The organism is Mycobacterium sp. DHQP2018-32-09 (assembly GCF_058148405.1).
Genome location: NZ_JBYVYK010000005.1, coordinates 107158 through 130454, shown reverse-complemented (window position 1 = coordinate 130454; position 23297 = coordinate 107158). Strand labels below are relative to the sequence as shown.

Below are 23297 nucleotides of genomic sequence, written 5' to 3'. Positions count from 1 at the left end.
TGCGCGCGGGTGACGCGCCTAAAGTTCTCGGCAGACCGCGACGGCGCGGTTCCCTCGAGTCCTTCGCACGGGATGGAGCCACGGTGACGACGACGTCGGCAGCGGGCCGGTTCGCCCCGAGCCCGTCGGCCGATCTGCACGTCGGCAACCTGCGCACGGCGGTGCTGGCGTGGCTGTTCGCCCGCTCGACCCGACGGCGCTTCCTGATCCGCGTCGAGGACCTCGACGACCGCACGTTCCCCGACGTGGCGGCCCGCCAGATCGCCGACCTCGCGGCCATCGGGGTGACGGCCGACGCCGCCCCCGAGTACCAGACCGCCCACGAAGACCGCTACCGCGTCGTGGTCGACGATCTGACCGCCCGCGGCCTCACCTTCGAATGTCATTGCAGCAGAAAGGACATCCTGGCCGCGCCGCGCGCACCGCACGCCCCCGAGGGCGCCTACCCGGGCACGTGCCGCGACCTGAGCACGCGCGAGCACGCCCGGCGCACCGCGGAGACGGGGCGCCCGCCTGCGCTGCGGCTGCGGGCCGAAGCGACCGAGTTCACGGCGACCGACGTACTGCACGGGTCGTACACCGGCGTGGTGGACGACTTCGTGCTGCGCCGCTTCGACGGCATCCCCGCCTACAACCTGGCCGTGGTGGTCGACGACGCGGCCTCGGGAGTCGATCAGGTGGTGCGCGGCGACGACCTGCTGGCGTCGGCGCCCCGTCAGGCGTATCTCGCGACGCTGCTGGGGCACGTGCCGCCGACGTACGCCCACGTGCCGCTGGTGCGCAATGCCCAGGGCAAGCGGCTGGCCAAGCGTGACGGCGCGGTGACGCTGGCCGAGATCGGGGTGCCCGGCGCGCTGGAACTGATCGCCACCTCGCTGGGTTACCGCGCGCGCACGGTCGAGGACATGCTGGCCGAATTCGACCCGGCCACGTTGCCGCGCGATCCGTGGGTATACCGCCCCGCATGAGCCCAACCCTGTTCCCGACGCCGATCGCTTGCTAGCGTCCGCCGATGCGCTCCCTGCGAAGAACGCTGCTCGCCGTGCTGGCGGTCCTGCTCGTCGTCCTCACCGGGTGCGGCTCCCCGGCCACCACGGCGGATCCCATCACCTCGGCCGGCGTGCTGCGGGTCGGCACCGAGGGGGTGTACGCCCCGTTCAGCTACCACGATCCCGCGACGGGTCAGCTCGTCGGATATGACGTCGACGTGGCCAAGGCGGTCGGCGAGAAGTTGGGCGTGCGCGTCGAGTTCGTCGAGACGCCGTGGGATTCCATCTTCGCCGCGCTGGAGGCCAACCGCTTCGACGTCGTCGCCAACGAGGTCACCATCACCCCGGAGCGACAGGCCAAATACGATCTCTCCCAGCCCTATTCGGTGGGCGAAGGGGTGATCGTCACCCGCGCGGGTGACGACTCCATCACGACACTGGAAGACCTGCGGGGCAAGACGGCCGCCGAGAGCGCGACCAGCAACTGGTCGGAGATCGCGCGCAAGGCGGGCGCCGAGGTCGAGGCCGTCGAGGGCTTCACCCAGGCCATCACGCTGCTCACCCAGGGTCGCGTCGATGCGGTGGTCAACGACAGCATCGCCGTCTACGCCTACCTCGCCGAGACCGGCGACACCAGCGTCACGATAGCCGGGCAGGTCGGCGAGAAGAGCGAGCAGGGCTTCGCCGCCCGCAAGGACAGCGGCTACCTGCCCGAGCTGAACCGCGCACTCGACGACCTGCGGGCCGACGGGACGCTCGCCGACATCTCGCAGCGCTACCTCAAGGCGGATGCCACCGGGACGGCCCAGGGCCAGGCGCCGGGACAGGCCGGCGGGCAAGAGCAGGCACCGCAGGTGCGGTCGGCGTGGCAGTTGGTCCTGGACAACCTGTGGCCACTGGTCAAGGCCGCGCTCACCATGACCATCCCGCTGACGGTGATCAGCTTCGCCGTGGGCTTGGTGATCGCACTGGCGGTCGCGCTGGCCCGGCTGTCGTCGAACGTGGTGGTGAGCAACGTCGCCCGGTTCTACGTGTCGCTCATCCGGGGGACGCCGCTGCTGGTGCAGTTGTTCATCGTGTTCTTCGCGTTGCCGGAGTTCGGCGTGAAGATCGACCCGTTCCCGGCGGCGGTGATCGCGTTCAGCCTCAACGTCGGCGGGTACGCGGCCGAGATCATCCGCTCGGCGATCCTGAGCGTGCCGAAGGGTCAGTGGGAGGCCGCCGAGACCATCGGTTTGAACCGCGCCGGTGCGCTGCGCCGCATCATCCTGCCGCAGGCCACCCGCGTGGCCGTTCCGCCGCTGTCGAATACGTTGATCTCGTTGGTCAAGGACACATCGCTGGCGTCGACCATCCTGGTGACCGAGTTGCTGCGGCAGGCGCAGATCGTGGCGGCGCCGACGTTCGAGTTCTTCGCGCTGTACGGCACGGCTGCGATCTACTACTGGGTGATCTGCCTCGTGCTGTCGTTCGGGCAGGCCCGCGTGGAACACCGGCTGGAAAGGTACGTGGCGAGATGACCGAACCGAGTGAGTACCTCGTCGTCGCCGACGGGGTGCGAAAGGCCTTCGGGGACAACGAGGTGCTCAAGGGCGTCTCGTTCACCGTGGCCGCCGGCACCGCGACCGCCATCATCGGGCCGTCGGGTTCGGGCAAGACCACGCTGCTGCGCACCCTCAACGCCCTCGACCGGGCCGACGCCGGCGTGATCCGCGTCGACGACGTGGAGATCGACTTCGCCACCCCGACACCGAAGGCGGAGATCCGCCGGTTCCAGTCGCGCAGCGGGTTCGTCTTCCAGGAGCACAACCTCTTCCCCCACAAGACCGTGCTGGAGAACGTCATCGAGGGACCGGTGGTGGTGCAGAAGCGCCCGAAGGAGCAGGCCATCGCCGACGCGATGGCGCTCTTGGAGCAGGTGGGTCTGGCCGCCAAGCGGGACCAGTACCCGTTCCAGCTGTCGGGCGGGCAGCAGCAGCGCGTCGGCATCGCACGGGCGCTGGCGTTGGCGCCCAAGCTGGTGTTGTTCGACGAGCCGACGTCGGCGCTGGACCCGGAACTGGTCGGCGAGGTACTCGCGGTCATCAAGGATCTGGCCGACGAAGGGTGGACCATGGTGATCGTCACCCACGAGATCCAGTTCGCCCGGCAGGTTTCCCACCAGGTGTTGTTCACCGATCAGGGGGTCATCCTCGAGCAGGGTCCGCCCGACGAGGTGCTCGGCAACCCCACCGAGGAGCGCACCCGCCAGTTCCTGCAGCGCATCCTCAATCCCCTCTAGCCCGTCAGGGGTCAGGGCGTCAGTTCGCGTTGCCCCCAGGGGCTGCCGTACTGCGTCAGCAGGTCCAGGAAGGGCTGCGGGGCAAGCGCTTCGGGCCCCAGCACCCCGGTGCCGCGCCACGCTCCGGTGGCCAGCAGTTCCAGGGCGACGACGGGGTTGACCGCGGTCTGCCACACCACGCACTGGTGTCCGTATTCGGCCATGGACCATTCGTTGTCGACGACGTGGTACAGGTACGTCGAGCGCGGCGCGCCGTCCTTGCCGGTGCCGGTGACCCACAGTCCCGCGCACGTCTTGCCCTTCATCGCCGGCCCCAGGGTCGCCGGGTTGGGCAGGCACGCGGCGACCACGTCGCGCGGACTCACCTCGACGGGCCCGTCGGCCCCGGGCACCCGCACGGGTGCCGTGCCGTCCAGGCCGACCTTGTGCAGCGCCTTGAGCACGTCGATGAACTCGGTGCCCAGCCCGTACTTGAACGTCGCCCGCTTGCACCGCACCCAGCGCGGCATCAGCAGCACCTCTTCGTGCTCGACGTTGACGCACTCGACGGGGCCGATGCCCTCGGGGAAGTCGAAGATCTCGGGCTCGCTGAACGGCTCGGTGACGAACCAACCGCGGTCGGCCTCCCAGATGACCGGCGGGTTGAGGCACTCCTCGATGGTGGTCCAGATGGAGAACGACGGCGCGAAGTCGTAACCCTCCACGGTCAGGTTCGCGCCGTCGCGGGTGCCCAGTTCGTCGATCTCGGAGAACAGTTCGTCGGCGGCGTAGCGGGCGAACACGTCGGACAGTCCCGGCTCGACGCCGATGCCGACCAGCGCCAGCCTGCCGGCGTCCTGCCACTGCTGCGCCATCGCGAACTGCTCGTCGCCGAGCTTGACCCCGACGAGTTCGTACGGCTTGTCGGGATGACGCTCCGACAGGCTCATCGCCATGTCGAGGTAGTCGGCACCGCCGGCGAGGGCGCCGGAGAAGATCGGCATGACGAAGCGGGGGTCGACGGCGTTCATCACGTGCGTGATGCGGTGGCTGCGCACCAACTCGGCGACCGCGTCGGCAGAGGTGGCATCCACCCGGGCCGAGCTGAAGCGGGGATCCGCCACGGCCTCGGCGGCCCGGGCGGCCCGGTCACCGTCGTAGTCGCACACCACGATTGCCTCGAAGAAGTCGCGCCGCGCGGCGATCGCACAGAAGGCCGCGCCGACGCCGCCGGCACCCACCAGGAGAATCCGCATGCCGCCAACCCTAGTGTCGCGGCGGCCGCACCGGAGCCGAACTCACGGCGCCACCGGCAGCGTCGACATCCCCCGCAGCGTCAGGTTGGGCTTGTAGACCGGGTCGCCGTCGAGCCGAGCGGCCGGGAAGCGCGCCAGCAGCGCCGTCAGCGCCACCGTGGCCTCGAGCCGGGCCAGCGGCGCCCCGAGGCAGAAGTGGGGGCCTTTGCCGAAACCCAAGTGGCGGATGGCCCCCCGGGACGGGTCGAACACGTCTGGGCGGTCGTGCGCGGCGGGATCGCGGTTGGCGGCGGCCAGCAGCAACAGCATGGTGTCCCCTGCGGGCACCGTGACGTCGCCAATCGTCATGTCGGCGGCCGCGATTCGGGAGTTGAGCTGCACCGGCGGGTCGTAGCGCAGCGTCTCCTCCACCACGGCGGGCACCAGGGCCGGATTGCCCGCCACGGACTGCCACCGGGCGGGGTCGCGCAGCAGTGCCAGCACCGCGTTCGCGATGAGGTTCACGGTGGTCTCGTGGCCGGCGATGAGCAACAGGTCGCAGGTGGAGACGATCTCGTCCTCGGTGAGCGAGTCCCCGGCCTCCTCGGCGGCGATCATGGCCGAGATGAGGTCCTCGCGTGGCGCGCGGCGACGCTCGTCGACGAGCCCGTGCAGGTAGTCCCGCAGCCAGCGTGCTGCGGCCAGGCGCTCGTCGACGTTGTCGGGAGTTTGCCCCGTGACGGTCACGAACGGGTCGAGTGCTTGGGCGAGGATGGCCGACGCCTGGCTGAATTGCGGCTCGTCCTCCAGCGGGACGCCGAGCAATCGGCAGATCACCGCGACCGGCAGGGGGTAGGCCAGATCGGCGATGACGTCGAAGCGCTCGCCGCCGATGTCGTCGAGCAGGCCGTCCACCAGCGCGGTGATCTCCGGTTCCAGCGCCTTGACCACCCGTGGGACGAACGCCTTGCTGACCAGCTTGCGCAGGCGCGTGTGGTCGGGCGGATCGAGGAACAGGAAGCTCGGCGGCCCGAAGGGGCGGACCACCTCGCCGGCGGCGATGCGCTGCCGGACCAGGGTCGACTTCATGCCGTCGCTGGCCGCGTCGGGGTGGCGGAGCACGTCGTCGCAGGCGTCGAAGGTGGACAGCACCACCAGGTGTGATTCCGGCAGCACCAGTGGCCCGGCGTCGCGGATCCGCGCGTAGATCGGGTACGGGTCGGCCCGGTTCGTGGGATCGAGCAGTTCGGCCAGCAGTACCTGCGGATCGGCGGTCGCGGTCATGCACTTATTGTGCACGCGTGCAACACATCCGCAGCTAGGAGCGGTAGTACCGGCCCAGCACGTGGTCGGCGAGTTCGTCGAACTCGCCCGCGATGATCGCCGCGCGAATCTGGTCGACCAGGCGCACGATGAAGCGTTCGTTGTGGATCGTGGCCAGCGTCGAGGCCAGCATCTCCTTGGCCTTGAACAGGTGCCGGACGTAGGCCCTGGTGTAATGCGCGCAGGTGTAGCAGTCGCATTCGGGGTCCAGCGGCGAGAAGTCCCGCTTGTACCTGGCTCCGGTGATGTTGTAGCGGCCGGTGGCGCTGTAGATCGACGCGTTGCGCGCCACCCGCGATGGCGACACGCAGTCGAAGGTGTCCGCACCCGCGGCGACCGCGGCGAACAGGTCGTCGGGCTCGCTGATGCCCAACAGGTGGCGCGGTTTGTCGTCGGGCAACTCGTCGGTGACCCACCCGACGATGGTCGCGAGGTTCTGCTTCTCCAGCGCGCCGCCGATGCCGAACCCGTCGAAACCCACCTCGACGAGGCCGCGCGCGGCCGTCCGGCGCAAGTCCTCGTACTGCGCACCCTGCACCACGCCGTAGAGCGCCTGGTACGGCTTGTCGGCCCGCTCCTGCGTCAGCCGCAGGTGCTCGCTCCAGCACCGCGCCGCCCACTCCTGGGTGCGCTGCACCGAACTCTCTTGGTAGGCGCGGGTATTGACCAACGTGGTCAGTTCGTCGAACGCGAAGATGATGTCGGCGCCCAGCTGATGCTGGATGCCGATCGACACCTCCGGGGTGAATCGGTGCGTCGAACCGTCCAGGTGCGAGCGGAACGTCACCCCGTCGTCGTCGACGTGGGCGAGGCGTTCCTTGCCCGCCGCGATCACGTCGTCGGCCTGCAGCCGGGAGGTGTCCATGGCCAGGACCTTCTTGAACCCGACGCCCAGCGACATCACCTGGAACCCGCCACTGTCGGTGAAGGTGGGGCCCGGCCAGTTCATGAAAGCGCCCAGTCCGCCCGCCTCGTCGACGACGTCCGGGCCGGGCTGCAGGTAGAGGTGATAGGCGTTGGCCAGGATCGCTTGCGCGCCAAGGTGGGCCATGGTCTCCGGCAGGACGGCCTTCACCGTGGCCGCCGTCCCGACGGCGATGAACGCCGGGGTCTGGATGTCACCGTGCGGAGTGTGGATGACGCCGGCCCTGCCGGCGCGATCGGGCAGCTGCGCCGCGATCTCGAAGTGCGGACGGACCGGAGCGCTCACCGGGCTACATTCTCACACCCCGCATCCGTGCCCTCCGGCCGCGCGGCGTCCGCGCACCATTTGGCGCAAAGCCGCCACGGCGCGGCGTGGGCGCGTCATAGTACGAACCGACCCGTTGATCTTGACGGGCGGACCTCAACGAAGGAGATGAACGTGTTGCGTGGCTTGCTGGTCACCGCCAGTGGTGCGGCCCTCATCATCGCCGGCCTGTCGGGATGCTCGTCGGGTCAGAAGTCGAGTTCGGAGAGTTCGGCCTCGTCCTCCTCGTCGTCCTCCTCGTCGTCGTCTGCGGCCGCCTCGTCGACCACGTCGGCGTCGGGCACCGCGACGGCCGCACCCGGGGCCACCACCGTCACCATCGACGGCAAGCCGCGGGAGATCAACGGCCAGGTCGTCTGCGCGACCATGGGCGGCAACGTCAACATCGCGATCGGGGAGGCCGCCACCGGCGTCGCCGCGATGGTCAGCGAGGACGGCTCCAAGGTGACGTCGGTGGGACTCGGCAACGTCGACGGCGTCACGTTGGCCGTGGGCCCGGGCGCGGGCGACGCGACGGCAACCGTCGTCGGCAAGAACTACAAGATCACCGGCAACGCCACGGGCATCGACATGGCAAATCCGATGTCACCGGTCACCAAGCCGTTCGAGATCGACGTCACCTGCCCCTAGGGCCGGCACCGCAGGAGGCGGCGGGGAGGACGACTGCCGCGGGGTGTGCTCCCGCAACCCGATCGCCCGGGCGGCTAACCGCGCGACGCCGTCGCAGCAATACCCCGATAGCTCCGCTGGCACGAGTTCGGTGGAGTAGGGTCACTGCCGCGCGGCGTCGCGCAGCACACCCGGGGAGACCACGTGGCAGACATGAGGGGGATTCGCACGGCCGCCCGTATCCGGGCCCTGAGCCTCGTCGCCGCCGTCGGGGTCTCGAGCGCGCTGGCGTTCGGCCAGCCGGTGGCCCCCGTCGACGCCGGCGTCACGCTCGCCAACACCGTGATCGGCGCGGGCGGCCGCGACGACTCCGCGGGCCTCGCCCTGCCCAGCAAGCTGTCCGGCACGCTCATCCCGTCCGGATATCGCTACGCACCGGTGAACTACCCCGCCACCATCGCGCTGGCCAGTAGCCGCGACGCCGGCGTTCCCGTCATGCTGTCGCTGATCGCGGCGGCGGCGGGCGACCCGCACCTGATCGTCGTGGGCTATTCCGCGGGATCGCTGGTGGCCGAGCGGGCGCGCGAGCGGCTGCAGGGCCGCGCCGTCGGCACCGGCGTCGACGATGCCCCGGACCCGTCGCAGCTGACGTTCGTCATGCTCGGTTCGCCGTTCGCGCCCAACGGGGGCCTCTACTCGCGCTTCCCCGGGCTGTTCGTGCCCTTCGTCATCGACCCGATGGGCCCCAGCGTGCCCACGCGGTACGACACCGTCTACCACACGTTGGAGTACGACCCCTTCGGCGACTTCCCCGCCTACTTCAACCCGGTGGCACTGCTGAATTCGGCGCTGGCGCTGCAGTACGCGCACCCCAGCCCCACGTACGACGCGATCGACCCCACCACCACCCCGCACGTGCAGCAGCAGGTGCCGACGGGAGCCGGCGGTACCGACACCTACGTCCTCTACCGCAACGCGCACCTCCCGCTGCTGGAGCCCCTGCGCGCGTTGGCCGCCGCCGTGCGCCTGTCGCCGTTGGTCGAACCGCTGCTGGGCGCGGTGGAACCGCTGCTGCGGCTCGCCGTGGACATGGCCTACACCGATCGCACCTACGCGAGCGTCGGTACGCCCACCCGGTTCTCGCTGTTCACTCCGCCAGAGAAGTTCCTGGAGGCCATCCGGGGGATCCCCGCTGCGCTGAACCAGGGGCTGGCCAACTTCCTCGCCGGCGGCCAGGCGCCCAGTGTCGCGCGCCCCGCGCCGGCGTCGACGGCGGCACCGGAAGCGGTGTCACGAGCGCCGCAGCAAGCGACCGCGAATCCAGCCGCGGCCACCCCCGAGACCGCCGAAACTTCCGGAACCGCCGCAACCGCCGGAGCCCCCGCAACCACCCCGGAATCGCAAGAGGCTGCGCCGCAGCAGGATTCACCCGATCCGACGCCGGCGCGTCGCAGCGGACTCAAGCCGACGCTGGTGGCCACGGGCAACAAGACGGTGCCGGGTCAGACCCCCGTGGGCGCGACCGCAGGCGCCGGTGAGTCCACCGCCACGACCGACCCGAGCGGCGCCACGACACCCGAGGCCCCGAAGACACCCGAGGCCCTGAAGACACCAGAGACCCCCGAGACCACCGCCACGAAGATCGATCCGAAGCCCGTCACCAAGCCCGTCAGCAAGCCCGTCACCAAGCCCCTCCCGAAGCCCGATGCCGGCGGGACCGATGCGGGAACCGGCGATTCGACGGAGTCGAAGGCCGCCGCCTAGGTCACGCGTCGGCGGCAGCCGACATCTCGTAGCGATCCAGAAAGCGCTCGATCAGTTCGTGCGCCGCGGAGTGACCGGTGTCGATGCCCAGGGCGCCCTCCAACACCAGCATCCTGCCGGTGCACGCCATCAGCACCGCGACGGCGGCCGCGTCGAGTTCGCCGGTGTCGACGCCGCGTTCCCGCAGCACGGTGGTCAGCACGTCGATCTGCTCGGCGCGCCACCGCTGCGACCACGCCGAGATCTCCGCCCGAATGTCCTTGCGGTGGTTGGCCAACGCCATGAACTCCAGCAGCAGGCGGTTGCCGCGGATGTCGCGGGCGGCGTCCCACATGGCGCGCAGCGGCCGGTCGCTGCCGAGGGCCTCGCGCTGTCGATCCAGGCTGGCCTGCGCGCCCCGGCGGAACACCGCGAGGTACAGGTCGTCCATGGACGGGAAGTAGTAGTGCACCAGCGCGGGTTTGACGCCGGCGCGCGCGGCGACCCGACGCGACGTCGCCGCGGCGTACCCCTCCTCGACCATGACGTGCATGGTCGCGTCGAGCAACTGGGTGCGCGTCGCGTTGTCGCTCTTGGCTCTCGAGGGCATGGGTCTCGTGGCGTCGGGCGCGGATGGGGGCACGATCAGGCCGACGTGGCCGACCCGTGGGGTCGACCGGCGGCAGGTGACCAGTAGGCGAGCATCTCGGCGAACGTGTCGAAGGCCGGCCGGGAGACGCCGTAGGTGGCCTCGAAGTGGATGCTCAACGGGAAGCCGAGGTCGGCGACACCGTCGATGACGCGCTGGTACAGGTCGAGCATCGCAGCCCGCTTCGCCGCGGGGTCCATCGGAGCCAGTCGTTTGACGAACTCCTGTTCGGCGGCGACCGCGGGATTGCCCGGGTCCTGGATGAGCCAGTTGATCAAGCCGACGTCGGACTCCATCTTCGGCACGAAGCCGAACGACAGCAGGACCTCCGGGCGGAAGTCGTTCTCGGCGGCGAATCGTCGCAGAAAGCCGACGATGGCATCGGAGTACAGCAACTGGGTCATGCCGTAGGTCGCACCCTGGCGGCACTTGAACGCGAAGCGCCCCTGCTCGCCGTCCCGGGTCGGGATGAGGATCGCGCCGCGGTTGGGCACCACGTCGGCGTAGATCGACAGGGCGTCGGTGGGCGCCACTCCCGCGCCTTCGCCGTCGCTCATGGTGCGGGGCACGCCGACGAACGCGATGCCGTCGAAACCGGCCGAGTTCAGCTCCCCGAGCCGCACCCGCAGGGCGGCGTCGTCGAGGAACGAGGTCACCTGGGTGCACAGGCCACGGACTCCGGGCAACTCCGGCGACAGCAGCGACCAGTACTCCAGGACGTCGAGCTTGGGCTTCATCTCGATGGGACGGTCGCCGTCCTCTTCGATCATGCCGGGAATCATCACGTGACCGATCCGCCCGGCCAGGCCCGACGCCGCGGCCAGGTCCATGACCTTGCGCGCCTCCTCGACCGGGTACTGCGGACCACGTTCGACGTTCGAGGGGACGAGTTCGAGCGCGATGGTGCTCAACGCCATGTGGCGACTCCTCGTGTCGGTTGCGAGGTCAGCACGTTACCCGACGGCGGCAAATCAGCCGCCGCTCGCCTGCCACGGCAAACGGCGAACGTGACCCAGGCAACAGTGCCGTATCGGTTATCACCCCCCTGGCCTCGGGTAGCCGAAGACCAAGGGCGTGATACGGCGCCCACCGAACCCAATGGATCCGGGAGGATTTTCCATGCCCGTGAAGGACACCATCCGCGAGGCCACCCTGCTGGCGCAGCTGCGCGTGCTGCTCGACCTCACGCACGCCGAGGTACAGGTCGCCGAGACCCGCGTGCTGCAGGCGCGCACCGACGCCGTGCGACGCGAACTCGAGCAGAACGCCGAACACGGCCGCGAGCGCGCGTTGGAGATCGAGGCCGCGATCCGCGACCTCGGCGGTTACCCAGACGTCATCGCTCCGCTGCTGGGCCGCGCCACCGCCCTGGTCAAGTCCTTCGGTGAACAGGCGCAGCCGTTCGACGAGGCGCTGCTGGGCGACCTGGTGCTGGAGCACCAACTGCTGGACCGTGCCCGCTACCTGAAGGCGCTGGCCGTCGGCGTGCAGAACGCCGACGTCGAAGAGCTGGCGGGCAAGCTCATCACCGCCCACTCCGCGACCGTGGACTGGCTGACGACGGTGCTGGCCGAGGACGCGCTCGGCGGGCCCGCAGCGCTGCGCCGCACCCCGATGCAGGCGGCCGCCGGCATCGCCGTGAAGGCTGTCAACCTGCCGATCACGTGGTCGACGCGAGGCCTCGATCGGGCGCTCAACGCGCTGCGCCGCACCCCGCCGGCGCTGGAGGATCTGGCCGATCGCAGCGCCGCCGCCCGCGACGTCGCCGCCAGGGCACTGGCCGCCTCGCGTGACGCCGCACTGGAGACCGCCGAACGCGTGACCCGCGACGCCGGCGCCGAGGACGCCGCCGACGTGCTGCACTCGTTGCGTGCGGCATCGGGCGTCGTGGGATCCGATGAGTTGCCGATCGCCGACTACGACGACCTGAACGTCGGTGACGCGGTGGCCGCCATCAAGAAACTCACCACCCCCGCCGACCTGCGCGTGATCATCGCCTACGAAGAGCAGCACAAGAACCGGCAGGGCGTCGTCTCGGCGGCCCAGGTGCGCGTCGCCGACATCGCACGGGAGGTGGTCGGCGTCTGAGCCCGTCGCCGATCACCCCGGGAGGCCCCGGCCGCGCGCGCGGCCGGGGCCTTCGCCCGTGTGCGCCCCCGTGACGGGACGTTCGTCCGTCGTGGCCCACCGGGGAACTTTTCGGCGTCCTCGCACGTCTAGACAGCGAGGCCACCGCGTGTGGCCTCGCCGCAGCAGCCCCGTTTTCGCGGACCCGACGACCCGAGAGAAAGAATGCGACGCGCCAAGCGCAAACCTCGAAGACCCGACTCGCCCGCTACACCCTGCATGGCCCGGAGTTGGCCGTGCTGATCGCCGGAAGCATCCTGCTCGGCATCGTCATCGTCGTCGCGATCACCGCGTTCACCGCATATTTCGTGGCCCAGGAATTCGCCTTCATGGCCGTCGACCGCTCGAGGTTGCGCGCGGCCGCCGAGGCCGGTGACCCGGCGGCAACGCGCGCGCTCGCCGTCACCCGCCGCACGTCGTTCATGCTCTCGGGTGCGCAGCTCGGCATCACCGTCACCGGCCTGCTCGTCGGGTACGTCGCCGAACCTCTGATCGGCCGCGGCATCGCCGACGCACTGGGCCTGGGGGGCGTCCCCGCCGCCGTCGGCATGGCCGTGGGCGGCGTCATCGCGATCCTGCTGTCGACCGTGGTGCAGATGGTGCTCGGCGAACTGTTCCCCAAGAACCTGGCGATCGCCAGGCCGGAGCCGGTCGCACGGCGGTTGGCCTGGTCCACCACGGCGTATCTGGCGGTCTTCGGCTGGCTGATCAAGCTCTTCGACGCGTCGTCGAACCTGCTGCTGCGGGCGCTGCGCATCGAGCCCGTGCACGACGTCGAGCATTCGGCGACGGCCCGCGACCTCGAGCACATCGTGGCCGAGTCCCGCGATGCCGGCGAGCTGCCGCGGGACCTGTCGGTGCTGCTCGACCGCATCCTGGACTTCCCCACCCGCACCGCCGAGCACGCGATGATCCCCCGCGGCCGCGTCGACGTCGTGAACTCCGACCAGCCGGCAGGCGAGGTGTTGGCCGCCATGGCGACGGGACACACCCGCTATCCGGTCGTCGACCGCCACTCCGGGGAACTGCTGGGCATCGTGCACCTGCAGGATCTGCTGGCCCCCAGCCCCGGGGGATCCGTCGGTGGTACCGCGGGCGATCTCGCCCGACCGGCCGTCATCGTCCCGGAGACCTTGCCGCTGCTCGGCGTCGTCGCCGAACTCAGTGCCGCCGACGAGGAGATGGCGCTGGTGATCGACGAATACGGCGACCTGGCGGGCATGGTGACCATCGAGGACATGGCCGAGGAACTGGTGGGCGAGATCGCCGACGAACACGACCGGGGCGACGAGGGGGAACTCGTCGAACAGGAGGGCGGCCGCTGGGTGATCCCCGGCGACACCCCCATCGACGAGGTGGAGCGCGCGCTGGACGTGGACCTGCCCGCGGGTGACTACGAGACGCTGGCCGGTCTGGTGATCGCCGCCGGTGGCGGCCTGCCCGCCGTCGGCGACGTCGTCGACGTCGCGCTCTCGGCGACCGCCACCGACCTGCTGGCCGAGGAACCGCCGCCGCAGCGCGTGCTGCGGGCCGAGGTGCGCGCCGTCGACCGGCATGTGCCCGCCGAGCTCGCGGTCGCGTTGGTGACGCTCGACCCGGCCAGCGGTGAGGAGGCCCGACGATGACCGATCCGTGGCTCGTCTTGGCGATCACGATCGCGCTCATCGCGGCGAGTGCGTTCTTCGTGGCCGTCGAGTTCGCGCTCATCGCCGCGCGCAGGCACCGCCTCACCGACGCCGCGCCCCAGAGCCGATCGGCGCGCGCGGCGCTGCGCAGCGCGTCGGAACTGTCGGTGCTGCTGGCCGGATCTCAGCTCGGCATCACGGTGTGCACGCTGGCGTTGGGCGCCATCACGAAACCCGCTGTGCACCATTGGCTCACGCCGGTGTTCACGCAGTGGGGGCTGCCGCCGTGGGCGGCCGACGTCGTCGGTTTCGTCCTGGCCCTGGTGATCGTGACGTTCCTGCACCTGGTCGTGGGCGAGATGGCGCCCAAGTCGTGGGCCATCGCCCACCCGGAGCGGTCGGCCACCATGCTGGCACTGCCTATGCGCGCGTTCATGTGGGTGGCCCGTCCGCTCATCGTGCGCCTCAATCGGTTGGCCAACTGGCTGCTCGGCAAGGTGGGCGTGCAAGCCGTCGACGAAGTCCATGCGGCCCAGGACCCCGATGCGTTGCGCCATCTCGTCGAGCACTCGGCCACCGTCGGCACGCTCGACGAGCGCTTCCGCGGAAACCTCACCAGTGCACTGGAATTACAGGCGCTGACGGTAGGCGACATCACGAGGCCCAACGCCAGGACCAGCGCCGTGTCCCCGACGGCGTCCGCCGAGGAGATCCAGGCGGCGGGACACCGCACGGGCCATCTGCGACTGCTGGTGGCCGACGATGCGACTGCCGCCGTCAGTGCCATTCACGGCGTGGTGCACGTCCGCGACAGCTTGCGGGCTCCCGCGGGGGCGGACGCGTCCGACCTGATGCGGCCGGTGCTCGTGCTGGACGCATCGGTTCCGGTGTACGAGGCGTTGCAGATGATGCGCGCCCGCCGCAGCCACCTGGTGGTGATCACCGCCGGCGACGCCGTCGTCGGCCTCGTCACGCTGACCGACGTGCTCGATCGACTGCTCCCCGTGGGAGCTGCGTAGGCCGTATCTTTGTCGCATGCCCGATGCCATCAGCTTCGACGAGCAACTCGACACGGCGTTGCGTGCTCGGGCCGCCCACGCCGGGGAGACCGTCGACGTCTACGTGCAGCGGGCGGTCGCCGCGCGGATGCTCGGCGACCTGGCGGCCGCAGACGACCCGGATTCCACGTCCCTGCGGGAGGTGCTCACCCGGATCTCTCAGGACACCTCCCCGTCGCCGAAAGCCGGCCTGCATCCGGTTCTCGACGACCCGGCTCGGCTGAAGGCGTTGCGCGACACCGGACTTCTGGACTCCGACCCCGAGGCCTCCTACGACCGCATCGTGTCGATGACGGTCGAGGCGCTCGGGGTGCGGTCGGCGGCCATCTCTCTCGTCGACGACCACCGGCAGTTCTTCAAGAGCGTGCTGGGCCTCGCGCTGCCCGAGGGCGTGCGCGAGACCCCGCTGCCGAACTCGGTGTGCCGCTATGCCGTCGCCGCCGGCGAGCCCTTGATCGTGGAGGACGCCCGCACGGACCCGGTGCTGCACGATCACCCGGCCGTGCTCGACGGCACCGTGGTGGCCTACGCGGGCATCCCGCTGGTGTCGCCGACCGGACTGGCGGTCGGAACGCTGTGCGTGTGGGACGACAAGCCGCGCCAGTGGAGCACGGGCCACGTGCAGATCCTCGACGACCTCGCGGCGATCGTGCGCGAACGCGTATTTCGCACCGATTGACCGCGTCGAAGAATTCTCGTGGACCCGACGCTTCACGCATTTGAATGCCTAGTGCCAGAACTACCGAGCAATTTGCTGTTTGCAATAGTCGACTCACGGTAATTTGACAGCTGTGACGGGCAGTACGGACTAAACGGAATGGCTGCACCAACGATTTCCTCAGCGACGGGCACGGGATCGTCGGCGGCGCCGCTCGGCTTCCGGCGTCCGCCGTCGTCGATGGCGCAGGTCCTGCGCCGCGACCCGTGGCACACCGTGCTCACCGTGGCCATCGACGTGGCGGCCACCGTGCTCGCGGTCGCGATCGCGCTGGCGTGGGCGGCCGCAAGCGACGTCGACTACTCCGCCCACGCCCTGGTGTGGCTCGCGGTGCCCCTGGTCGTCCTGATGCTGGCCACGCAGGCGATGTATCGGCGCAGCCTGCGACGCAACTTCCTCGACGAGTTCGGCCCCGTCGAGGCAGCGGTCGCGGCAGCGGTGCTGCTGTGGCTGAGCCTCAACATCCTCACCGGAGTGCCGGGCAGACCCGGCGAGATCGCCACCCGACTGTGGATCTGCACCGCCGTCACCCTGCCGCTGGCGCGTCTGGTCCGGGCCGTGGTGCAGCGGGTGTTGCGACAGCGTTTCGACGCCGCCGCACCGACGCTCGTCATCGGTGACGGACCCATGAGCCACCAGGTGATCAATCGCATGCAGCAGATGCCGGAATACGGTTTGCTGCCGGTCGGCATCCTGTGCGCAAATCCGGGTTCTTCCCGGCCACGCCCGGACGTTCCGGATTTCCTGGACGTCCCCCGGTTGGGCACGCCACTGGACCTGTCGGCGGTCGCCGAGGCGACCGCCGCCGAGGAACTCATCGTCGGGTTCTGCGACGACGTGCACTTCGACGACATCGTGGCCTCCGTGCGGGCGGCACAGCGCCGCGGGATGCGGGTGTGGGTGGTACCGCGCCTGCACGACGCCGTCGGCGAACGCTCCCGCGTCGAGCACCTCGGCGGTCTTCCCCTGCTGGTGATCCCCCACGTCGATCCGCGCGGCTGGCAGTTCGTGATGAAGGGCGTGACCGACCGCGTACTCGTGGCACTGGGTCTGGTGGTGATCTCGCCGATCTTCCTCACCCTGATGCTGCTGGTGCGCCTCAGTTCCCCCGGGCCCATCTTCTTCAAGCAGAAGCGGGTCGGACGCGACGGAAGACCCTTCGACTGCTACAAGTTTCGCTCCATGCGGCCACCGCGGGAATCCGATGCCCATTTCGAGTTGTCGGCGGGCTCGGCTCCCGGCGGTGTCGAGGGCGTGGACCGACGGACGCGCATCGGCAAGATCATGCGGCAGACGTCACTCGACGAACTTCCCCAGCTGCTCAACGTGATCAAGGGCGACATGAGCCTCGTCGGCCCCCGTCCCGAACGCCCGGAGTTCGTCGAACTCTTCGAAGCGCAGATCCGCCGATACGGTGAACGCCACCGCGTCAAGGCCGGCGTGACGGGCTGGGCGCAGGTGCACGGACTGCGGGGACAGACGTCCATCGCCGACCGTGCCGAGTGGGACAACTACTACATCGAGAACTGGTCCATCTGGCTCGACGTCAAGATCCTCTTCCTCACCGTGCGCGCGGTGCTGAAGAAGGCCGAGGACTGACCGGGTTTCGCGGGTGCTGATCGTCGCCGGATACGTCGTCGCCGGCCTCGTCGCGCTCGCGATCGCCGTAGCCGTCACCCAGCTGATCTACCGCAGGCCCCAGCGCGGCCTGCTCATTCTCGCCGCGCTCACGCCGCTGCACGGACTGCTGGCCATCCTGCCGCTGCCCGGAATCGCCGCCGGCTGGAAGGAGGGGCTGCTGATCCTCACCGCGATCTGCGCGTGGCTGCGCCGCTCCCCCACGCCCAGCAGGCAGCGCACGGCCGTCCCCCTGCACGCCCCATGGTGGCCGGCCGCGGCCCTGTGGTTCGCGTTCGGCAGCGCGTCGGCGCTGATCGCCTTCGGCACCTTGGGATTCGTCGCCATCAAGGTCACGTTCTTCTTCCTCTCGATCGTCGTGATCCTGTGGTTCGCCCCCTTCGACGCCCGCGACCGCGACCACTTCGTGTCCATCCTGATGGGCATGGCCGTGCTGGCCTCGGTCGTCGGCATCGCCCAGCTGATCGTCGGCCCAGGGTTCCTGGTGTCGCTGGGTTACCAGTGGGGACGCGAGGTACGCACCTCCGGCGGCCTGCTGCGGACGTTCAGCACGTTCGTCCAGCCGTTCCCGTTCGGCCTCTACGTCATGCTGGCACTGCTGGTGGGCGGCGCCGTCGCACTGGCCGAGCCACGGCGTCGCCGCAACCGCGTCTTCCTCTGGCTGGCACCGCTGATGGTGGTCGCGATGTCGAGTTCCATCGTGCGGGCCGCCATCCTGGGGCTGGTGCTCGGCATGCTGTGGCTCGCCGTGCTGCGCCATCGCGCCCTGCTGCTGCCCCTGGCGGTCGGAGGTGCGGCCGTCGCGATCGCCGTACCGCTGGTCCCCAGCGTCTCCAAGGTGTTCCTCTCGTCGAGCAGTCTCGGCGAACGCAGCGCGGGCTGGAGCGACATCATCAGCAGCATCCTGGTGCATCCGGTGGGTCTGGGCTTGGGCGCCAGCGGTGCTGCGGCAGATCGGATGTCGACGGCGGCGGGTGCCACGATCTACGGGGTCTCGGCCAACTATCAGCCGGACAACTACTACGTGAAGATGCTCTTGGAACTGGGTCCGGTCGGGCTGTGGCTGGTGCTGGCGCTGTTCCTCACCGCGCTGGCATGGACGACTCGGCTAGCGTGGACCCTCACGGGGCGCGATGCCGCGCTGGCCCTGGGTATCAGCGCATCGCTCGTCGCGGGGATGGCGGCCTGCCTGGTGGCCACCTATCTGGAGATCTTCCCCATCGACGTCTACTTCTGGCTCTTCTTAGGGGTGATTGGATGCGCAGCGGCGCAACACGATTCGGCGCCAGGCGAACGGGAGCGAGCACCGTCTGCTACGGAGCGCTGGCCCTGCGGCCCGGCGGCAGCGGCGTCCAGACCTACATCCGCGAGTTCTTGAGGGAAGCGCCGGCGGCGCTGCCGCAGGCCCGGTTGACCGCCGTGGTGCAGGCCGACGCGGTGCCCGATCTCCCGGCGGCCGTGCGCCCCCGGACCCGTCCGGTCGCCTCCGGCGTGGTGCGCGCGGCGTTCGGTGCGGCACCCGCGTTCTCCTGCGACGTCTTCCACGCCCTCGACGTGGATCTGCCGATCGCCACGAGCGCGTTCACCGTCGCCACCGTGCACGACCTGTCGGTGTTCGACATGCCCTCGGCGTCCAGTCGGTTCCGGGCGGCCGGCGAGCAACGGCTGGTCCGGCACGCCCTGCGCACGGCAGACCTGTTGATCGCGGTGTCGGAGTTCACCGCCGACCGCATCGCCGCGATCAGCGGACGCGAGTCCACGGTGATCGAGCTGGCACCCGCGTCGTGGGCCCACCCACCGGACGCCGGCGCCGAGTCCCGGGTGCGCGCCAAGTACTCGCTGCCGGAGCGCTTCGTCCTGCAGGTCGGCACCGTGGAGCCGCGCAAGGACGTCGCGCTGGTGGCCGCCGCCGCACGCGCACTCGACATCCCGTGCGTGCTGGCCGGGGCCGGCTCCACCGGTCCGGACGCCCCGTCCGGCACCGTGGGACTCGGCTACGTCGACGTGGCGGACCTGCCCGCGCTGTACCGCACCGCCACCGTCACCGCCTATGCCTCGCACTACGAGGGTTTCGGATTGCCCCCGGTGGAGGCCATGGCGTGCGGTGCGGCGGTGGTCGCCAGCGCCGTCGGCGCCCTGCCGCAGGTCGTCGGCGACGGCGCGGTGCTGGTCCGGTCGTCCGACGTCGACGCCTGGGTGGCCGCCGTGCGGCCGCTACTGGGTGACCCCGAGGAGCGGGATGGTCTGCGCGCCAACGCCATCGATGCCGCCGCGGCCATGACCTGGCGGCGCACCGTCGACCGCACGGTGGCGGCCTACCGCGACGCAGGTGTCGCGTGACCGACGACCCCATGGCCGAAGGGGCCGAGCCCGTCGTCGACCATCGCGAGGTGGCCGCCGACCCGAAGGCGGCGGCCCGCGCGACGCTCGCCGTTCTCGCCAGTCGCGTCGTCGTGGCCGCGCTGGGCTGGATCGGCAGCGTGATCGTTGCCCGATCACTCTCGTCGGAGGAGTGGGGGCAGTTCAGCTTCGTCTTCGCCCTACTGGGCGTCATGTCGATCGTCACCGACCTCGGCGTCGGCCGCGTGGTCCTGGCGCACCTGATCGGCGCCGACCGGGACGAGATCGCCCGCACCGCCTCCTCGTTCGTCGCCCTGCGCACGGTGCTCGGTCTCGTCGGCTACGTGTGCGCGGTGGCCTACGTCGTGCTGCTGGGCTATCCGGGCCAGGTGGTGGCCGCCACGGCCGTCGCAGGCCTGGTGGTGGTGCTGGCCACCCCCAGCCATGCGCTGACGGTGCTGTTCCAGAGCAGACACCGCATGCTGCTGGTCGGCGTCGCCGAAGCCGTCGGGCAGCTGCTGCAACTGGCGTTGACCATCGCGGCCGCGATGTTCGCGCCGGTGCTGCTGGTGTTCGTGCTGCCCGTCGTGGCCAACGAACTCTTCAAGCTCGCCGTCAAGGCGTACGGCGTGACGCGGCCCGCCGTCGGGATCGCACCGTCACGGCACCTCGACGTGCACCGGTGGAAACCGATGCTCGTCGAGGCCATCCCGCTGGCCATCGGGTTCGCGCTCACCGTGGCGATGATGAAGATCGACGTCCTGATGCTGAGCCTGATGGACACCTACGAGGCCGTCGGCACCTATTCCATCGGGTACAAGTTCTCCGACGTGCTCGACACGTTCTCCCTGGCGGCCGCCGCCCCCGTCAGCACGCTGCTGGTGGCGGCGTGGCCGGCGAACCCGACCGCATTCCGCGACCGGACGCGCACGGCCGCACTGCTGTTCGCGTTGGGCGGCGCGGTGTGCGTGGTGGGCTTCTGGCCGTCGGCGCACCAGCTGATCACGTTGCTCTACGGCGAGCGCTTCGCCCCCGCGACGTTCTCGGCCCGGCTGCTGGTGGTGGGCGCCGCGCTCACCGCGCTCATCGTGCTCGGCATCTTCCTGTTGGGCGCCGCAGGACTGCAGCGACACTACCCGTGGGTGGCGGTGGGCGGCTTGGCCCTCAACGTGGGGCTGAACCTGGTGCTCATCCCGCGGATGTCCTATGACGGCGCCGCGATCTCCACCGTCGTCACGTGGGCGGTGACGGTGGTGGCCCTCTGGCTGGTGATCCACCGCGCCGTCCCCATCACGGGTCTGCTGCCGCTGCGCCAGCTGGCCACCCTGGTGGTGCTGGCGGCGGCGCTGTGCGCGGGCGGCCACTACGTGGTCGACCGACATCCCGGGGCATGGCCTGCGGTCTCGCTCCTCGGGGTCGGTGTCCTCGTCGGGGTGGCGGCGTCGTGGCGGAAGTGGGCCACCCGGTGAGCGCGATCGTGTTCGTCGGTCACACCGGCAACGTCTCGGGCGCCGAGCGCGTGCTGCTCGACCTGGTGAACGAGGCTCGGCGGCAGGGTCATTCGGTGGCGGTGGCGTGCCCTGCCGGGCCGCTGGCCGACGCGCTGCCGACCGGCGTCGAGCACGTGGCCCTGCCGCCGCTGGGCTTGGGCGGCGAGACGGGCCTGGCCCGGGCCGTCGGCGCGGTTCGGCTGCTGCTGCGGTGGCTGCGCGCCGGGGCGATCCTGCGACGCAGGATGCGGTCGCCGGGCACGCGCACGATCGTCAACTCGATGTACGCGCTGCCCGCGGCGCGCCTCGGCGGGGGTGCGGCTTCGGTGTCCTGGCTGGTGCACGACACCATCGCCAGCGGCAAGCAGCGCGCGGTCACCGCGCTGGGCAGGCCTGCCGTGCGCCGCGCCGTCGCGGTGTCGGAGGCCACCGCCCAGCCGCTGCGCGAACTCGGACTGCCCGTGGTGGTCGCCCACAACGGCGTCCGCTGGCCGGTGCCCGCGCTCGGGACGACGGTGCACACCCCCGCCGTGGTGGGCATGCTGGCGCTGCTCACACCGTGGAAGGGCCACCTCGTCCTGCTCGACGCCATCGCCTCGCTGCCCGGCGTCGAACTCCAACTGGCCGGCGGCAACTTCCCCAGCGACGCCGCCTACGTCGAACGACTGCACGCCAGGGCTCGCCGCGCCGATCTCGACGGCCGCGTCCGCTTCCTGGGGCACGTCGACCCGGCTGCCGCGATGGCAGACTGGGACGTCGTGGTGTCCGCCAGCGTGCTGCCCGAGGCCGGGCCACTCAACGTGCTCGAAGCGATGTCCTACGGCATGCCCGTGGTGGGCAGCGATCACGGCGGCACCAGCGAATTCCTCGCTGGCGGTGCCGGACTGCTGTACCCGCCCGGCGACGCCACCGCACTCGCCGCGGCCATCCGGCGAGTCCTCGACGACGGCGACCTGCGCGCAGCGCTAGGCGCGCGGGCCCGCGCCTACGTCGCCGCCCACCACGACGCGACCGTGACCATCCCGGCGATGCTGCGTGCGCTGGCGTCGTGAGCGCAGCCGCCGGCTCCGCTGCCTGGGGTTGGCGGCCGGAGTGGTCGCGGCATGCGTGATGGCTCCCGCCCCGGCGCACGCCGCAACCGACTGTTCGGCCGCGGCGGGCAAGGGACGCGTCGGCGCGTCACAGGGCTCGGACATCCTGACGCTGTCCGACGACGACCTCGGCGCCCTGCTGGACGACGTCGTGAAGACCGGGATGTGGGCCGTTCGCGTCGACGTCGACTGGACCCGGGTGGAACCGCAACGCGGTCAACGCGACTGGTCGAGCATCGACCGCGTCGTCGACGCCGTCGTCGCCCGCGGACTGTGCCCGCTGGCGCTGGTCACCTATGCGCCGGACTGGGCCGCCAACCATCCCGATGCCACGGGCGGATATTGGGCGCCAACCGATCCCGAGACGTTCGCGGCGTTCGCCGCCGATGCCGCCAGACGGTACGGTCCGCACGTGGGGGTGTGGGAGGTGTGGAACGAGCCCAACACCGTGAAGTTCTTCCACCCCAAGCCGGATCCGGCGGCCTACGGTGCGTTGTTGGCCGCCACGTACCGGGCCGTCAAGGCCGTCGACCCGGACGCGACGATCCTGTCCGGCGGGCTGGCCCCCGCCGAGGACAACGGCAGCGACATCTCACCGCTGACGTTCCTCAAGGCCCTCTACGACCGCGGCGCCAACCACTACTTCGACGCCTTCGCGATCCACCCCTACACCTACCCCGCGCTGCCGAACGACCCCGCCACCTCGTCGTGGAACACCGCTCAACGGATGTGGCAGATGCGCGCGGTCATGGTCGACGGCGGCGACTCGGGGAAGTCGACGTGGATCACCGAGACCGGCGCGCCCACCGGCACGGGGCGACGCGCCGTCAGCGAGCAAGTGCAGGCCGACACGTTGCGAATGACGTTGGCCATGGCCGAGAACACGCCGTGGATCGGATCGGCCTTCGTCTACGCCATGCGCGACAGCGGCACCGACACCGCCGACATCGAGCAGAACTTCGGCATCCTGCGGCACGACTTCACGGCCAAGCTCGCCTACGACGTCGTCGCGCAGTTCGCGGGCTGACGAATGTTTGCCCGACGATCCCACGGGTTGGCCTCGTGACGGGGGTCGGCTCGGTAGTATCGCGGTACGTGTCGACGTCGGGCCGCACGGCGACCGACTCGATCCTGGGTCGCACCAGGCACCCGG

The 23297-nt window shown here is 70.4% G+C and carries 20 protein-coding genes; 15 read left to right on the top strand and 5 right to left on the bottom strand.

The window, feature by feature from the left end; translation table 11 throughout:
* Positions 1 to 83 precede the first annotated feature (83 nt).
* The 3 genes from gluQRS to AC30CM_RS04470 are packed head-to-tail and all read left to right on the top strand — an operon-like array spanning position 84 to position 3270.
* Positions 84 to 968: a tRNA glutamyl-Q(34) synthetase GluQRS gene (gene gluQRS, locus AC30CM_RS04480; protein WP_490115613.1), complete on the top strand. Its 885-nt coding sequence runs from the start codon at positions 84 to 86 to the stop codon at positions 966 to 968.
* 44 nt (positions 969 to 1012) lie between these two features.
* Positions 1013 to 2509, top strand: a complete 1497-nt coding sequence (locus AC30CM_RS04475; protein WP_490115612.1) for an ABC transporter permease subunit — start codon at positions 1013 to 1015, stop codon at positions 2507 to 2509.
* Positions 2506 to 3270 carry an amino acid ABC transporter ATP-binding protein gene (locus AC30CM_RS04470; protein WP_490115611.1) on the top strand — a complete coding sequence of 255 codons (765 nt, stop codon included), beginning with the start codon at positions 2506 to 2508 and terminating at the stop codon, positions 3268 to 3270. The genes AC30CM_RS04475 and AC30CM_RS04470 overlap by 4 nt, the downstream gene beginning before the upstream one ends.
* Positions 3271 to 3281: 11 nt before the next feature.
* On the opposite strand, the gene AC30CM_RS04465 is transcribed toward AC30CM_RS04470, so the two are convergent.
* The 3 genes from AC30CM_RS04465 to tgt are packed head-to-tail and all read right to left on the bottom strand — an operon-like array spanning position 3282 to position 6987.
* Positions 3282 to 4505, bottom strand: a complete 1224-nt coding sequence (locus tag AC30CM_RS04465) for a saccharopine dehydrogenase family protein (protein ID WP_490115610.1) — start codon at positions 4503 to 4505, stop codon at positions 3282 to 3284.
* Positions 4506 to 4547: 42 nt separating this feature from the next.
* Positions 4548 to 5768 carry a cytochrome P450 gene (locus tag AC30CM_RS04460; RefSeq protein WP_490115609.1) on the bottom strand — a complete coding sequence of 407 codons (1221 nt, stop codon included), beginning with the start codon at positions 5766 to 5768 and terminating at the stop codon, positions 4548 to 4550.
* A 34-nt stretch (positions 5769 to 5802) separates the two neighbouring features.
* Positions 5803 to 6987 carry a tRNA guanosine(34) transglycosylase Tgt gene (gene tgt / locus AC30CM_RS04455; protein WP_490115630.1) on the bottom strand — a complete coding sequence of 395 codons (1185 nt, stop codon included), beginning with the start codon at positions 6985 to 6987 and terminating at the stop codon, positions 5803 to 5805.
* A gap of 183 nt (positions 6988 to 7170) precedes the next feature.
* On the opposite strand from tgt, the gene AC30CM_RS04450 reads away from it, so the two are divergent.
* A complete protein-coding gene (locus AC30CM_RS04450; protein WP_490115608.1) occupies positions 7171 to 7686 on the top strand; it encodes a lipoprotein LpqH in 516 nt (171 codons plus the stop codon).
* Between the two features lie 192 nt (positions 7687 to 7878).
* On the top strand, positions 7879 to 9429 hold the full coding sequence (locus AC30CM_RS04445; RefSeq protein WP_490115629.1) for a PE-PPE domain-containing protein: 1551 nt from the start codon (positions 7879 to 7881) through the stop codon (positions 9427 to 9429).
* Between the two features lies 1 nt (position 9430).
* On the opposite strand, the gene AC30CM_RS04440 is transcribed toward AC30CM_RS04445, so the two are convergent.
* Together AC30CM_RS04440 and AC30CM_RS04435 are read right to left on the bottom strand one after the other, a co-directional pair.
* Positions 9431 to 10018, bottom strand: a complete 588-nt coding sequence (locus tag AC30CM_RS04440) for a TetR/AcrR family transcriptional regulator (RefSeq protein ID WP_490115607.1) — start codon at positions 10016 to 10018, stop codon at positions 9431 to 9433.
* Positions 10019 to 10053: 35 nt separating this feature from the next.
* Positions 10054 to 10974 carry a mycobacterial-type methylenetetrahydrofolate reductase gene (locus tag AC30CM_RS04435; protein WP_490115606.1) on the bottom strand — a complete coding sequence of 307 codons (921 nt, stop codon included), beginning with the start codon at positions 10972 to 10974 and terminating at the stop codon, positions 10054 to 10056.
* A 202-nt stretch (positions 10975 to 11176) separates the two neighbouring features.
* Here AC30CM_RS04435 and AC30CM_RS04430 point away from each other — a divergent pair, with 202 nt between their 5' ends.
* From AC30CM_RS04430 to AC30CM_RS04385, 10 genes are all read left to right on the top strand, one after another.
* Complete coding sequence (locus tag AC30CM_RS04430; protein ID WP_490115605.1) at positions 11177 to 12145, top strand: ferritin-like domain-containing protein; 969 nt, start codon at positions 11177 to 11179, stop codon at positions 12143 to 12145.
* A 275-nt stretch (positions 12146 to 12420) separates the two neighbouring features.
* Positions 12421 to 13809, top strand: a complete 1389-nt coding sequence (locus tag AC30CM_RS04425; protein ID WP_490115604.1) for a hemolysin family protein — start codon at positions 12421 to 12423, stop codon at positions 13807 to 13809.
* Complete coding sequence (locus AC30CM_RS04420; protein ID WP_490115603.1) at positions 13806 to 14828, top strand: hemolysin family protein; 1023 nt, start codon at positions 13806 to 13808, stop codon at positions 14826 to 14828. Before AC30CM_RS04425 ends, AC30CM_RS04420 begins: the two co-directional genes overlap by 4 nt.
* 16 nt (positions 14829 to 14844) lie before the next feature.
* Entirely contained in the window at positions 14845 to 15546 is a 702-nt protein-coding gene (locus AC30CM_RS04415; RefSeq protein WP_490115602.1) for a GAF domain-containing protein, read from the top strand.
* Positions 15547 to 15684: 138 nt separating this feature from the next.
* Positions 15685 to 17184 carry a sugar transferase gene (locus tag AC30CM_RS04410; RefSeq protein ID WP_490115601.1) on the top strand — a complete coding sequence of 500 codons (1500 nt, stop codon included), beginning with the start codon at positions 15685 to 15687 and terminating at the stop codon, positions 17182 to 17184.
* Positions 17185 to 17197: 13 nt separating this feature from the next.
* Positions 17198 to 18601, top strand: a complete 1404-nt coding sequence (locus tag AC30CM_RS04405; protein ID WP_490115600.1) for an O-antigen ligase family protein — start codon at positions 17198 to 17200, stop codon at positions 18599 to 18601.
* Positions 18602 to 18633: 32 nt separating this feature from the next.
* The gene (locus AC30CM_RS04400; RefSeq protein WP_490115628.1) at positions 18634 to 19563 is read left to right on the top strand and encodes a glycosyltransferase; all 930 of its coding nucleotides are present in this window, start codon (positions 18634 to 18636) and stop codon (positions 19561 to 19563) included.
* On the top strand, positions 19560 to 21032 hold the full coding sequence (locus tag AC30CM_RS04395) for an oligosaccharide flippase family protein (RefSeq protein ID WP_490115599.1): 1473 nt from the start codon (positions 19560 to 19562) through the stop codon (positions 21030 to 21032). The genes AC30CM_RS04400 and AC30CM_RS04395 overlap by 4 nt, the downstream gene beginning before the upstream one ends.
* Positions 21008 to 22105: a glycosyltransferase family 4 protein gene (locus AC30CM_RS04390; RefSeq protein WP_490115598.1), complete on the top strand. Its 1098-nt coding sequence runs from the start codon at positions 21008 to 21010 to the stop codon at positions 22103 to 22105. Before AC30CM_RS04395 ends, AC30CM_RS04390 begins: the two co-directional genes overlap by 25 nt.
* Positions 22089 to 23171 carry a glycoside hydrolase 5 family protein gene (locus AC30CM_RS04385; RefSeq protein ID WP_490115597.1) on the top strand — a complete coding sequence of 361 codons (1083 nt, stop codon included), beginning with the start codon at positions 22089 to 22091 and terminating at the stop codon, positions 23169 to 23171. Before AC30CM_RS04390 ends, AC30CM_RS04385 begins: the two co-directional genes overlap by 17 nt.
* The last annotated feature ends 126 nt before the right edge of the window (positions 23172 to 23297 follow it).